Origin of the sequence: Pedobacter sp. KBW01 (assembly GCF_003852395.1) — a bacterium.
Taxonomy (GTDB): domain Bacteria; phylum Bacteroidota; class Bacteroidia; order Sphingobacteriales; family Sphingobacteriaceae; genus Pedobacter.
The window spans coordinates 16826-30784 of sequence record NZ_QAJQ01000021.1; the positions used below are offsets into that span (position 1 = coordinate 16826).

General features: G+C 40.0%; 7 protein-coding genes. All 7 read left to right on the top strand.

The window, feature by feature from the left end; genetic code table 11:
• Positions 1-12 precede the first annotated feature (12 nt).
• The 7 genes from DBR40_RS19980 to DBR40_RS20010 all read left to right on the top strand — a co-directional run bounded on the left by DBR40_RS19980 (position 13) and on the right by DBR40_RS20010 (position 13954).
• Complete coding sequence (locus DBR40_RS19980; protein WP_124561521.1) at positions 13-1380, top strand: MFS transporter; 1368 nt, start codon at positions 13-15, stop codon at positions 1378-1380.
• Positions 1381-1503: 123 nt separating this feature from the next.
• Complete coding sequence (locus DBR40_RS19985) at positions 1504-3384, top strand: alpha-amylase family glycosyl hydrolase (RefSeq protein ID WP_124561522.1); 1881 nt, start codon at positions 1504-1506, stop codon at positions 3382-3384.
• A gap of 133 nt (positions 3385-3517) precedes the next feature.
• The gene (locus tag DBR40_RS19990; protein ID WP_124561523.1) at positions 3518-4072 is read left to right on the top strand and encodes an RNA polymerase sigma factor; all 555 of its coding nucleotides are present in this window, start codon (positions 3518-3520) and stop codon (positions 4070-4072) included.
• A gap of 218 nt (positions 4073-4290) precedes the next feature.
• A complete protein-coding gene (locus DBR40_RS19995; protein ID WP_124561524.1) occupies positions 4291-5355 on the top strand; it encodes a FecR family protein in 1065 nt (354 codons plus the stop codon).
• Positions 5356-5542: 187 nt separating this feature from the next.
• A complete protein-coding gene (locus tag DBR40_RS20000) occupies positions 5543-8818 on the top strand; it encodes a SusC/RagA family TonB-linked outer membrane protein (RefSeq protein WP_233603945.1) in 3276 nt (1091 codons plus the stop codon).
• A 19-nt stretch (positions 8819-8837) separates the two neighbouring features.
• The gene (locus DBR40_RS20005; protein WP_124561525.1) at positions 8838-10418 is read left to right on the top strand and encodes a SusD/RagB family nutrient-binding outer membrane lipoprotein; all 1581 of its coding nucleotides are present in this window, start codon (positions 8838-8840) and stop codon (positions 10416-10418) included.
• A 386-nt stretch (positions 10419-10804) separates the two neighbouring features.
• Positions 10805-13954 (top strand): SusC/RagA family TonB-linked outer membrane protein, encoded by a 3150-nt coding sequence (locus DBR40_RS20010; RefSeq protein ID WP_124561526.1) that lies wholly within the window; start codon positions 10805-10807, stop codon positions 13952-13954.
• The last annotated feature ends 5 nt before the right edge of the window (positions 13955-13959 follow it).

Consider the following 13959-nt stretch of genomic DNA (forward strand, 5'->3'; position numbering starts at 1 on the left):
AAATTAAGTACCATGAGTTTAAAAACAGTATTCGAGAACCCGAAATTAACACTGGTTCAGATTATCAACATGAGCGTTGGATTTTTCGGTATCCAGTTTGGTTGGGATTTGCAACGGGCCAACATGGGGCGTATTTACGAAAACCTTGGTGCCAATCCCGATCAGGTTCCTCTATTGTTTTTAGCAGCTCCTTTAACCGGACTTCTGGTACAACCGGTAATTGGTTATCTGAGCGATCGTACCTGGCATCCTAAGTGGGGCAGAAGAAGGCCATATTTTTTAATAGGGGCTATTGTTAGTAGTATTGCATTGATTTTTATGCCGCACAGCAGTGTGTTGTGGATGGCTGCCGGTTTATTGTGGATTTTAGATGTTTTTGGCAATATCGCCATGGAACCTTTCCGCGCATTTGTAACCGATAAACTACCCGATAGTCAGGTAAACCGGGGCTTTATTATGCAAAGCATGATGATTGGTTTAGGTGGGAGTGTAGCTTCGGCTTTACCGTGGATCATGAACAATATTTTTCATTTAACCAATACTGCGGAGCAGGGCAGCATTCCCGAAAATGTAAAGTTCTCTTTTTATATCGGTGCATTTTTCTTTTTTGCCGCTGTAATGTGGACGGTACTTACAACCAAAGAATATCCCCCGCAGGATGTTAATTTCAAAGAAAAAGCAAGTAACAGTGGTTTTGGAGGTGGGATCAGAGAGATTTTTCATGCCCTGCGTAATATGCCTAAAAGGATGCAGGTGGTATCGCTTGTGCAATTTTTTACCTGGCCGGGCTTATTTTTAATGTGGTTTTATTATACCACCGCGGTTGCCGTTAATGTTTTTGGGGGTAAAGATGCGGCCGATCCGGTTTATGCACATGGTGCCGATTTTGGTAGTTTAACGTTGGCATACTACAGCGTGGTTACATTTCTCTTTGCCTTGGTACTTCCTAAAATTGCAGATGCTTTAGGTCGAAAAACCACACACGCCCTTTGTTTAATTTGCGGTGCTGTTGGTTTAATTAGCGTGGCCTGGGTGCACGATAAAAATATGTTGTATTTATGTATGACAGGGGTAGGCATTGCCTGGGCAAGTATTCTCTCTATGCCATATGCCATGCTAAGCGGTTCGTTACCGAAAGATAAAATCGGTATTTATATGGGGATTTTCAATTTCTTTATTGTACTGCCCGAAATTATTGCCTCACTAGGTTTTGGCTGGTTAATGCGCAATGTGTTAAATAACGACAGGCTGCTGGCCGTTCAGTTGGGTGGCGGCTTAATGATTCTCGCCGCTGTAATTTGTTATTTATTTATCCGCGAAAAGAAAACCGACCAGGTGCTGGCTTCTAAACTGGAAGTAGAAGAAAATAGAAGTGTTTAACCTTTTTACTTATAAGTTAAACGTCATTGCGAAGAGGAACGACGAAGCAATTTAATGCGGTCGTAGTAAGATTGCTTCGTTCCTCGCAATGACGAGAGTCTATAAAAAATAATTTCTAACCAAATGAAAAAAGTATTTTATCTCTTGCTGTTAATGGCAGCAACGCATACCGCCTGCAAAAAAGCGACTAACAATACGCCTGAACCTACGCCGGTAAACCAAACATCCGATTTACCCGCCGGGGCAAAAGATGGCGTTATTTTTATTAATAATGGAACATCGGCCATTGTAACGCTTTATGCGCCAGGAAAAAAAACGGTTTCTTTAATCGGTGAGTTTAACAATTGGTCTACCACCTCATCGGCAATGAAAAATACTCCCAATGGAAATTACTGGTGGATTCAGTTAGATAACCTGAACCCTAATACAGAATATGCCTATCAGTTTTATGTTGATGGAAACCTTAAAGTGGCTGATCCGTATTGCGAAAAGATTTTAGATCCCGATAACGACAGTTACATTTCGGCGGCTACCTATCCCAATCTGAAAGCCTATCCAACCGGAAAAACGACCGGAATTGTGAGCATCATGCAAGCCAATCAGCCGGTTTACAGCTGGAAAAACACCAGTTTTAGCCGACCTGATAAAAACAACCTGGTTATTTATGAGCTATTGGTACGCGATTTTACTGCCGATCATAACTATGCTTCAACGCTGGCCAAATTAGATTACCTGATCGGTTTAGGCATAAATGCGATAGAACTGATGCCTGTTAATGAGTTTGAGGGCAATTTGAGCTGGGGTTATAATCCATCATTCTATTTTGCACCCGATAAATATTATGGTACCAAAACGGCTTTGCAAAATTTTATCGATGAGTGCCACGGAAAAGGTATTGCGGTAATTATGGATATGGTACTGAACCACTCCTTTGGTCAGTCGCCGATGGTGCAGCTATATTTTGACGGTTCAAAGCCAACTGGTTCGAGTCCATGGTTTAATGTTGATGCCAAACACCCTTTCAACGTAGGTTACGATTTGAATCACGAAAGTGCGGCAACGAAAAAGTTTTCAAAAGATGTCATCAAATTTTGGATGGAGCAGTACAAAATTGATGGTTTCCGCTTCGATCTTTCCAAAGGCTTTACCCAGAAATCATCAACCGATGATGCACAATTTAGGCTTTATGATGCCGGCCGTATTGCGATCTGGAAAGACTACAACAGTTATATTAAAAGTGTAGATCCTAATTTTTATGTAATACTGGAGCATTTTGCAGAAGAAACAGAAGAGAAGGTTTTGGCCGATGATGGTATGATGCTTTGGAACAACCTGAATCACGATATGAACGAAGCTACGATGGGCTGGCTGGGCGGTTCTAATTTTCAATGGGGCTTTTATACCAACCATGGTTTTGTTAAATCAGAAAACCTGGTAAGCTATGGCGAAAGTCATGATGAAGAACGCTTAAATTTTAAAAACATCAGCTACGGCAACGGATCAGGTAGTTATATGATAAAAGGCAATCTGGCTACTTCTTTGAAAAGGGAAGAATTAATCGCTGCCTTTTTATTCAGCATGCCGGGCCCTAAAATGATTTGGCAGTTTGGTGAGTTGGGTTACGATGTGAGCATCGATTTTAATGGCCGAACCGGCGATAAACCCATCAGGTGGGAATATTTTATCGATCCTAACCGCAAGGCGTTATACGATGCCTATGCAAAATTCATCAGGCTAAAAAAGAACAACAGTATTTTTAATTCAACCAGTTTTACTTATAATCTGGCCGGAGACGTTAAATACATTAAATTAACCGAAGGTACCAATACTGTAATTGTGGTAGGCAATTTCGACGTGGTAAATCAGGCCGCTAATATCGATTTTGGAGCCACCGGTGCATGGCTCGATGCTACTGGCACCAGCATGAGCTTATCTTCCAACACCTACACCGCAAATTTGGCTCCTGGTGAGTACCATATTTTCAGTAAAACGGCTTTAAAATAATTTCTACCCCCACAGGATTTAACGCCTGCGGGGGATGGCTGGATCCTTTTAAAAACCTGCGCGCTTTATTAAGCAAGTTGGTAATAATCTTGTTGTTTTTAGTTAATATTGCTTTAACAACAACGCATTTTCAATGAAAGATAAACTAACGCATCACTTACTCTGGGAACGGCTACGCGCCGGCGATAAGGATGCGTTTTTTGATCTCTATGCAGAACTTTATTATCCGTTGGTTAATTTTGGGATTAGGGTATGCGCCGATGCCGATACTTCAAGCGAAGCTACCGATCAGGTTTTTACCACCATTTGGGAAAAACACGAAACCCTGGCAAGGGTCGAAAATGTGGAAGCCTATCTCCGAACCTTTCTTAAACGTAAACTGCTACGGATTCTCGAAAGAAAGCGCAAAATTAACGATGCCCTTTTTAATGCAGGTGCCGATGGCGATTGGATGGAAATGAGTTATGAAGAATTTATTGTAAAAGTACAAAGCGATGAACTGGTGAAACATCAGCTCAAAAGTGCTTTAGAAAAACTAACCTTCCGCCAAAAACAGCTTATCCATTTAAAGTTTTTTGATGGTTTTAGTTATGAGCAAATAGCCGAACAAACCAATCAAACTATTAAAACAGCCTACAATACCATTTACGATGCACTCAAAATATTGAGGAAAGAGTTTAAGGGCTAGTTCATTCGATCATTTGCTTACCGGTAATTCATTCACGGTTGTGCACCGTCCTATTTCACTTGCCATTAATTAGCGAATAAATAGACCATTTTGTTGAAATTAAATTTCCTTCTCCCGAGCTCTTCAGGGCATATATTTCGTTGTGTTAAAAAAAAGTTAAAATTTCCTTAGGAAAAAGTAAAGCTTTTAGGCACTGATATATAAAAGGCAAAAATAAAATGGTTGATAGAAGTAAATTCAATGCAGAAGACTTCCTTGTCGATAGTACTTTTCAGCAGTATTGTGCTGGAACAGATGCACTCTGCATTGGATATTGGGAGAAATACATTAATGCCCATCCCGAGCAGGCATTGGTGATAGCAGAGGCAAAAAAATTATATGTGATACTGAGTGGAAATAAACGCCCCTTAAATAAACAGCGCGAAAATTTAGCAGAAACGATGTTTCCGGTAATTGAAACTGTAAAGCTTAAAAGTTATGGTTGGTTAAAAATCGCAGCAGCGATAGTTTTGGTGTTGAGCTCAGCACTTTTATATCGCTTATATTTTAATAAAGGTAACCAGAACGCAGTACAGCAGTTATATAGTTTTACCACTAAAAGCGGCGAGCGTAAAAAAATTATGCTGCAGGATGGAACCTCTGTTTTGCTGAATGCGAAAAGTAATTTAACCATTACCAAAGGTTTTAACGATAAATGCCGCGAGGTAACCTTAACCGGAGAAGCTTTTTTTGATGTGGCGCACGATAAAAACAGACCTTTTAAAGTACATACCAGCGATTTTAACATCAATGTGCTGGGCACTGCATTTAACGTTAAAGCTTACCCCGACGAAATTACATCAGAAGCAACACTGATTCGCGGTTTAATTACCATGGAAGCCGTAAGTGGTAATGGCGGTACCATTACTTTAAAACCCAGCCAGAAAGTTACTTTTTATAAAATTGTGGCTCCAAAGCAGCATAACAAACTGGTTAAACCAACTACACCAAAGCCAGAAATTACTATAAACCATTACACTAAAATTAAAGATAGTACCATTGTAGAAACCGCCTGGACCCAGAACCGGATCGAAATTTACGATCAGGATTTTGATGAAATTAAAAACGTCCTCGAAAAATGGTATAACGTAGAAATCAGCTTCAAAGATCCTGAGATCGAAAAATACCGTTTTACAGCAACCATTACCAACGAGAGTATTGAAGAAGTTTTACACGCATTAAAAGCAACCGAAAATAATTTTAAATATGAGATAAAAGGAAAACAGATAACCATTTCGAAATAAGGCCAAAAAAAGGACGGTGTTGGAGCACCGCCCTTATAGGTTTCTTTCTTGATTAATTAATGGCAGTTTATGCGCAAACAGATTGCTGCCAAGAACTTATGCAACCAAAAAAAACAAAAATATGATTTATTATTACTTACTGCAAGGGCATCCGAGATACAGGATGCTTTTAAAATTCATTATGCTAATGAAACTAGCCTGTATTATGGTTTTCATTACTTGCCTTAATGTTTCAGCATCTGTTTTTTCCCAGGAAAAAATTTCGTTAGATGTCAAGAAAACAAAGCTGGCAAAGGTTTTACAGATTATTGAGCAGCAGAGCAGTTACCATTTTGTTTACAGCTCTTCTTACGTACCTGTAAACCGGGATGTAAGCATTACTGTAACCAATACTTTGGTTACGGATGTGCTGGCAGCTATATTAAACAGAACCAACCTGAAATATTCTGTTTCTGATGGCGGCTTAATTGTCATTAGCAAGAATAAGGAAGTCCCGATTTCGGGAACGATAAAAGATGCACTTGGAGGTGCTTTACCCGGTGCCAGTGTGCGGGTAAAAGGTACCGGTATTGGTACCTCTACTGATATAAACGGTAAGTTTGCATTAAATGCTCCCGAAAATGCAGTTCTGGTTGTGTCTTACGCAGGCTTTCAAACCAAAGAAATTTCAATCGGGACTAAAACCATTATTGATATTGTGTTAACAGAAGATACCAAGCAACTAACCGATGTGGTAGTTACTGCTTTAGGTATTAAGAAAGAAAGAAGAGCATTAGGCTATTCGGTTACACAAGTGGGCGGCGAAACCTTAACCCAGGCAAGAGAAAATAGTGTATTAAACTCATTGGTAGGTAAAGTTGCCGGCTTAGATGTTAGTTCAACGTCAGGTGGTGCTGGTGCAGCAACCAGTATTATTATCCGCGGTGTTTCCAGTCTGGGCCAAAGCAGTCAGCCTTTATATGTAATTAATGGTATTCCCATGGAGAGCGAGCCGGTGGGCAGATTCAACGCAAACTCCGTTGGTAACTCTGGCGGGCAATATGATAATGCGCCCGACCGTGGTGATGCCATCGGCAATTTAAATCCCGATGATATTGAAAGTATTTCGGTTTTAAAGGGGGCGGCAGCAGCAGCATTATACGGTTATCGTGCCAAAGCTGGTGTAATTTTAATCACCACAAAAAGTGGTAAGGGAAACAGCATAGAGTTTAACAGCAACTATGTGGGCGAGCAGGTGATGGACAGGACAAACTGGCAGTATGTTTATGGTCAGGGTGTAAATGGACAAAAACCAGCTACTCAACTCGCTGCAGCCTCTACGGGCGGATCGAGTTGGGGTGCGCGATTGGATGGCTCGAATGTGATACAATTTGATGGAGTAAGCAGGCCTTATTCCGCTCAGCAAAGTAATATCGAGGATTTTTATAAAACGGGAAATAGCTTTACCAATACTTTAGCATTAAATAAAACCTTTACCGGCGGGGTAATCCGCGTTTCGGGAAGCGACTTGCACAACAATTCTGTTGTACCTAACTCAGGCCTGAACAGACAGAATTTTACCCTGTCAAGTACTTTCGATCCGGTTAAAAACCTGGTTGTGGATGCGCGTTTTAACTATATTTTAGAGCAAGCTAAAAACCGTCCAATGGTTTCGGATGGTGCTGGTAATGCCAATTACAACGCTGCTTTTTTACCAACCAGTATAAATATTAATGATTTAAAACCATGGAAAAACGATAAAGGAAACGAAATCCTTTATAATACAGGTAATCCTTACGCAACTAATCCCTGGTTTGCAGCTTACGAATTTATCCATAACACCAAAAAAGAACGTTTACTAAGTTCGGCCAATGCAAAATATACTTTCGATAATGGATTATTTTTGCAGGCAAGAGCTGGTAGAGATGCGTATAACGAGACCTATTTGGGCGTAACACCTTCCGGAACGGCTTACGATCTGGATGGAGGTTACACTGAACAGTTAACAAATTTTTCTGATATCAATGTGGATGGTTTAATCGGTAAATCTTTCAAAATAGACGATTTTTCGATTACGCCAAATATCGGCGCTAGTTATCGCCGCACCAAATTAACGCAAACTACTAACCAGGGCGGTTCCTTCCAGATACCTGGAATCTATACCCTATCCAATACCGGCGGGAAAACGGTTAGCGTTACCCAAAGCGATCAGGAAACACAATCCATTTATGGTACTTTAGAATTTACTTATAAAGATATCTTTTACTTAACGGGAAGTGGAAGAAGCGACTGGTTTTCTACTTTAGCAACACCAGGAAAAGATAATAAACTAAGCGTATTTTATCCCGCCATTAGCGGTTCGTTCGTTTTTTCCGAACTATGGAAGCCATCTTTCTTAAGCTTCGGTAAATTAAGGGCAGGATACGCTGTAGTGGGGCAAGGAGCCTTACCGTTTAAAACGCAATTGTATTATAACCTGCGCAGCGAAACGGTTAACGGAAGTCCGATTGGGAATATCGTAAATTCATCTATCCCAAATGCATCATTATTTGCTTCGAAAGCGAAAGAGCTCGAAATTGGTACTGAGATGCGCTTCTTTGGCGATAGATTAAATCTTGATCTGACCTGGTATAACAAAAAATCGAGTGATGAAATTCTGGATGTACCTACTTCAACTACCACTGGTTACAATGGTGCCACTTTAAATATCGGCGAATTACAAAACAAGGGTGTCGAAGCATTAATCTCTGGCGTGGTGCTAAAAAATAAAGATTTCAGCTGGACATCAAGCGTAAACGGATCGTACAACGATAATAAGGTAATTACGCTGGCACCAGGTACCGCTTCTCAGCTACTGGCCACTTCAAGAAGTAATGTTGGTTTTTTACAAAACATAGCAGGCTTGCCAGTTGGACAGGTAATGGCTTACGATTTTAAATACGATGCCAGCGGAAATATTGTTAAGGATACCAACGGAGCGGCAGAAAGAGGCGAATTAAAAGCTTACGGTTCTGCCTATGGGAAATGGGGTGCAGGCTGGAATAACGAATTTAGCTATAAAGGTGTTAACCTATCTTTCTTAATTGATGGTAAATGGGGTGGAAAAATTTTCTCGGCAACCGATTACTACGGTTATGTTTTCGGACTTCACCAGGCTACTTTAGAAAACCGCGATGCATTGGGTATAAATGCAGCCAATTATTATACCACCTATGCCAACAACGTATCAAAACAATTTGTTCAGGATGCCAGCTTTGTCAAATTCAGACAGGTGATATTGGGATATAATTTCCCGGCAAAAATGTTCAACAATAAGATTAAAGGTCTCAATTTAAGTTTTGTTGGGCGTAACTTATTCATTATCATGAAAAAGACGGATAATATCGATCCCGAATCGAGTTATAATGCCACTTTTCCCGGTATGGAGTTAGGCGGTGTGCCGCCTGTGCGCACCTATGGTTTAAATTTAAGTGTTAAGTTATAATCCTTTAAACGAATTGAAAATGAAAACGATCATAAAATTATACATACCACTTATTTTATCTGGATTAGCATTGATAACTGGTTGTACAAAAGACTTCGAAAAAATTAATACAGACCCGGTTTCGGTTGGGCAAGAACAATATAATCCTAATTATTTATTATCAACAGCGCAGTTAAACTATACCGGAAGCATCGATTTTGCCTACGAAACCTGGCGGGGGAATTTAATTTATGCCTCTACAATGATGCAGGGAATGTCGTCGGTAATTGGGTATTGGGCAGGAGATAAATACATGTTAAACGAAGGTTATACAGCCGCTTACTGGGAAAAAGCCTATCCCGATCAGGTAAAATACGCTGCCGATCTGGTAGAATTTACCAAAGGTAAAACCCAATACAACAATGTTTACCAAATGGGCAGAATCTGGAAAGCCTTAATTTTTGAACGCTTAACCGATTTATATGGCGATGTGCCTTATTTTGATGCAGGTAAAGGTTATTATACCGGAAACTTGTACCCTAAATATGATGCACAACAAGCCATTTATGCCGATTTGTTGAAAGAGGTTGATGAGGCAGGGAATGCTTTAAGCGTAGGTGGAGATGCAGTAACTGGCGATTTGGTATTTGCCGGGGATATTGCAAAATGGAAACGATTTGCTGCCAGTTTAATGTTGCGTATGGCCATGCGTTTAACCAAAGCAGATGCGACTTTAGCACAAACTTATATTAACAAGGCGGTGGGTAAAACCATGACAGGCGATGCAGATAATGCTTTTTTCAAGCATGATGTTAACGGTAGCCGTGTTACCCAAAACAGAAATGCCCAGGTTTTATTGGGTGATGGCGGTCAGGAGAATTTTTATACCAGATGGAGCAGTACATTTATCAACTACTTAAAAACCAATAACGACCCGCGTTTAAGTAAAGTAGCAGTAACCAAATTGTATTTAACTGATGGGACTAAAGACCAGAACCCAGCTTATATTACCGCAGCTGCGGTACAAAAGGGAATGCCAAACGGTAAAGATTTAAGTGGTATTGCTGGTAGAGATGTCCGTCAGGATCCATCTTATACCGATTTTACAGATTATTCTTCACCAAACCCAGGTATGCTAAAACGAAATGGCAATACCTTTATCCTTACCTATGCAGAAACTGAGCTACTTTGGGCCGAAGCTGCCCAACGTTATGGTATTGGAGGTTCGGCCGCTACACATTATAATGCAGGTGTAACATCTGCTATGACTTATCTTTCGCAGTACGATGCTGCAATGGCTGTTAGTGCAACCGATGCTGCTGCTTATTTAACTGCACATCCTTATGTACCAACAAATGGTTTAGATATGATTGCTACGCAATACTGGGCACATACCATCACCATGCTCGATTTTTACGAAACCTGGTCTAACTGGAGAAGAACTGGAATTCCAGCTTTAGTTCCTGTGGTATATCCTAATACCAACACCGGTGGCTCAATTCCCCGTCGTTTTCCTTACCCGCTTTTTGAAGGTGTATCTAATGCCACGAACTACAAGGCTGCATCAGCCGCTGTTCCGGGTGGAGATAAACTCGTAGGTAAAGTATGGTGGGATAAATAAAACAAATCATCCCTTTTTTACAGACCGACATTGCTAAAAACAGTGTCGGTTTTTTTATGTGGTAAGGTATTGAAATCCCTGTTCAGTCAAACGTTTGTGCTATAATTTGTGGCGTTTTAGCGTTAATGTAGCCTTTACATTTTTATTTTGTAATAATCCCTCAAATATCCTTTAAAATAAACAATTACTAAATTTTTAGGTGAGGTTTTTTTGATTTATTTCATAGAATATCGATCAAACGTTTGCGCATTGTTTTGTAAAAAAATGTGATTTGTTTGACCTTACCTTTAAGATAACAAACAAAACTAACGTTCCCAAAATAATTACTGGTTATAATTTATTGTAAGCGGTAAAAATAACAACTAATCAAACCTAATTTTTTTTTCATGACCAAATTTTACATCCGAAAAATCGGCCTTCTTGCCGTTTTTCTGCTGGTTGTTACGTCCGTATCAGCCCAGTTAAAAATTACCGGAGTTGTCAAGGGCTCTGACGATGGCCTGTCGTTACCCGGCGTATCGGTAAAGGTAAAAAATGCCACAACAGCAGTAAGTACCGATGGAAACGGCCGGTATAGCTTAACTGCCTCAAAAGAGGCCACTTTAATTTTCAGTTATGTAGGCTACAAATTAAAAGAAGTACAGGTAAATGGGCGTAGCGAAATTAACGTTAACCTTAATCCCGATCAACAATCATTAACAGATGTGGTTGTGGTGGGTTATCAGCAAATAAAGCGAAAAAACTCTACCGCTGCACTTGCCACAGTAACCAGTAAAGATATCGAGAATCTTCCGGCTGCTAGTGTTGACATACTTTTACAGGGTAAATTACCTGGGGTGAACGTACAAAACTTTACCGGTCAGCCAGGGGTAAGTACCTCTTTAATGGTGCGTGGTAATACCCGGATCATGTCGGCAGGAGAATTTGATGGCGACAGGGCCTTCAGTAACCCGCTGTATGTTATAGATGGTTTACCGATATCAGAAGATGAGGTCGAATCATTCACCCAAACCGGAACCAATTTTTTAACCTCATTAAACCCTAATGATGTAGAATCTATCGATGTATTGAAAGATGCATCTGCAGCAGCCATTTACGGTTCGAGGGGTGCAAACGGTGTAATTTTGATTAAAACAAAAAGAGGAGTAGCTGGTGTCCCGAAAGTAAGTTTTAATACTTATTACGGAATAGTTAAGCAACCCGATTTTTTACAAACTGTTATTGGTGCTGAAGAAAGAAGAAGAAAACTCGATCTGATTTATAACTACGCAAACCCTACACAGTTAAGAGACCGGGTTCCGATTATGTTAACTGATAGTTTAAATCCTTCATTTAATAATAATAACAACTGGCAGGATTTATTTTACCAGAATGGCACAGTTTCTAATCAGGATTTGGCCGTATCAGGTGGAAGTGAAAAATTCAATTACCGTGTTGGTGTTGGCCACTACAATGAGAAAGGAATTATTAAAGCTACTGGCTACGAACGCTATTCTATTAATGCGAATTTAGGTGCAAACTTCAGTGAAAAATTTCAGATGCAAACTTCACTGCGTTTAAGCAGGGGGATAAGACTGGCAGGCAGGGTTAGGCCAGAAGAGCAGGGCTATCGCAATGCATTTAAAATTAATCCTGTAAGTATGCCCTCTTCATTGTTTTATTTATCCGATCAGGATAGGGCAGATATAGACGCACCTTATAACGCTGTACGGAATAACAACTCTGATAATAATGTGAGTATTGTAACGAAGTTAACCTATAATATTGTTAAAAACCTTTCTGTTAACACCGAGGCAGCCATTAACTATAGTTCGTCTAAACGAGATTTCTTTAGTCCGGCCAGAAGCGAATACAATGGGAGGGCTTATGCTTATTCGGGATATAGCGAAGGCTTAAAGTATTTAGTTACCAATACCTTACTTTATCACTTTAGCATTAACGAAACGCATAACTTAAATTTTCTTGCCGGACAGGCTTTTGAGAGCCGCGATAATAAATCGTTAAATGTAGCGGGTGAAGGGATTCCGAATGATAATATCAAAGTAGTGTCTGGTGTTGCGCAAGGAGATTTATCAGGTGGATCAGATCATTCTACTTATGCCAAGCTTTCGTTCTTTGGCAGTGCACACTATGATTATAAAGAAAAATACCTTTTCGATTCCTACCTCAGGGCCGATGCATCCTCAAGATTTGGACGTGATAACAGATGGGCCGTTTTCCCTTCGTTTTCTGCTGCTTGGGTAGCTACAGAGGAAAATTTCATGAAAAATATTTCATGGATTGATATGGCAAAAGTAAGGTTTAGCTGGGGTTTAAGTGGCGATGAGGCCAGTATTGGTGATAACGATCGTTACAATAGCTTTGCACTTGGTGGTGCAGGTTATAACGGTAGCAACGCCGGCACTTACGATGGTGTTCCGGTAATCTACCCAAACTTTAATAAATTAACCAACAATAATTTAACCTGGGAAGAATCGGCACAAACCAATATTGGTTTAGATTTAGACCTTTTTAAACACCGCTTAAGTATTACGGCCGATGCTTATGTAAGAAATACGACCGGACAAATGCTAAAGGTACTGGTACCCGAAACCTCTGGTTACAGCACCTCGCTAAGCAATGCTGCAGGTGTTAGAAACTCCGGACTTGAATTTCAGATTTCAGGTAGGGTTTTTAAACCGGAGTCTGCTTTTCAATGGAGCCCGTCAATTAATATTTCATTCAATAAAAATATAGTTACCGCGCTTCCAAACGGAAACCGCGATTTGTATAGCAATGGGACCATCTATGTAGTAGGTAAGCCGCTAAACATGTTTCAGATGTACATTACCGATGGCGTAATTAACTCTATAAACGATTTATTGGTAAACCCTTACACTGGGCAGGTAGGTAGCACCAAATGGGGTACATTAATTTTGGGTATGCCAAAATGGAGAGATATCAGTGGAGATTATAAAATTTCTGATAACAATGGTGAAAATGATATTACCTTTTATGGCGATCCAAATCCAAAGGCTACGGGTGGTATTAACAATGCTTTCAGGTATAAAAACTTCTCATTGTCTGTTTTTACCACGTTTACCCTGGGCAGAACCATTGTAAACAGCACTTTGGCACAGCGATTATCTAATGGCTTATTTTATGGTGATCCTGAAGATTTGGCCAGAGCATCAATTGGAGATTATGAGCAATACAATTACTGGCGTAAACCTGGCGATAATGCTACGTTCCCAGCACTCAATCCCTTTGCAGGTTTATATGTATTCAGGTCTAATCAGAGCTTTTACGTAGAACCAGGCTGGTATGTTAGGATTAAAAATGTAAACCTGAGTTACGATTTTACACCAAAAAATTATCCCTGGATGAAAAAGTTAAGCATTAACCGATTAAAACTGTACACTATGGTTGATAACCTGGTGATGTTCCAGAAATTCTCTGGAATTGATGCTGAGGCAGTAAATGCGCAAGGATATGATTTTGGCGATGGTTACCCTATCCCTAAAAAATACACCTTTGGTCTTCAGGTAGAATTTTAATAAAT

Coding starts and splice junctions, on each gene's coding strand:
- DBR40_RS19980 (WP_124561521.1), top strand. CDS start 13: ATGAGTTTAAAAACAGTATTCGAGAACCCGAAATTAACACTGGTTCAG.
- DBR40_RS19985 (WP_124561522.1), top strand. CDS start 1,504: ATGAAAAAAGTATTTTATCTCTTGCTGTTAATGGCAGCAACGCATACC.
- DBR40_RS19990 (WP_124561523.1), top strand. CDS start 3,518: ATGAAAGATAAACTAACGCATCACTTACTCTGGGAACGGCTACGCGCC.
- DBR40_RS19995 (WP_124561524.1), top strand. CDS start 4,291: ATGGTTGATAGAAGTAAATTCAATGCAGAAGACTTCCTTGTCGATAGT.
- DBR40_RS20000 (WP_233603945.1), top strand. CDS start 5,543: ATGAAACTAGCCTGTATTATGGTTTTCATTACTTGCCTTAATGTTTCA.
- DBR40_RS20005 (WP_124561525.1), top strand. CDS start 8,838: ATGAAAACGATCATAAAATTATACATACCACTTATTTTATCTGGATTA.
- DBR40_RS20010 (WP_124561526.1), top strand. CDS start 10,805: ATGACCAAATTTTACATCCGAAAAATCGGCCTTCTTGCCGTTTTTCTG.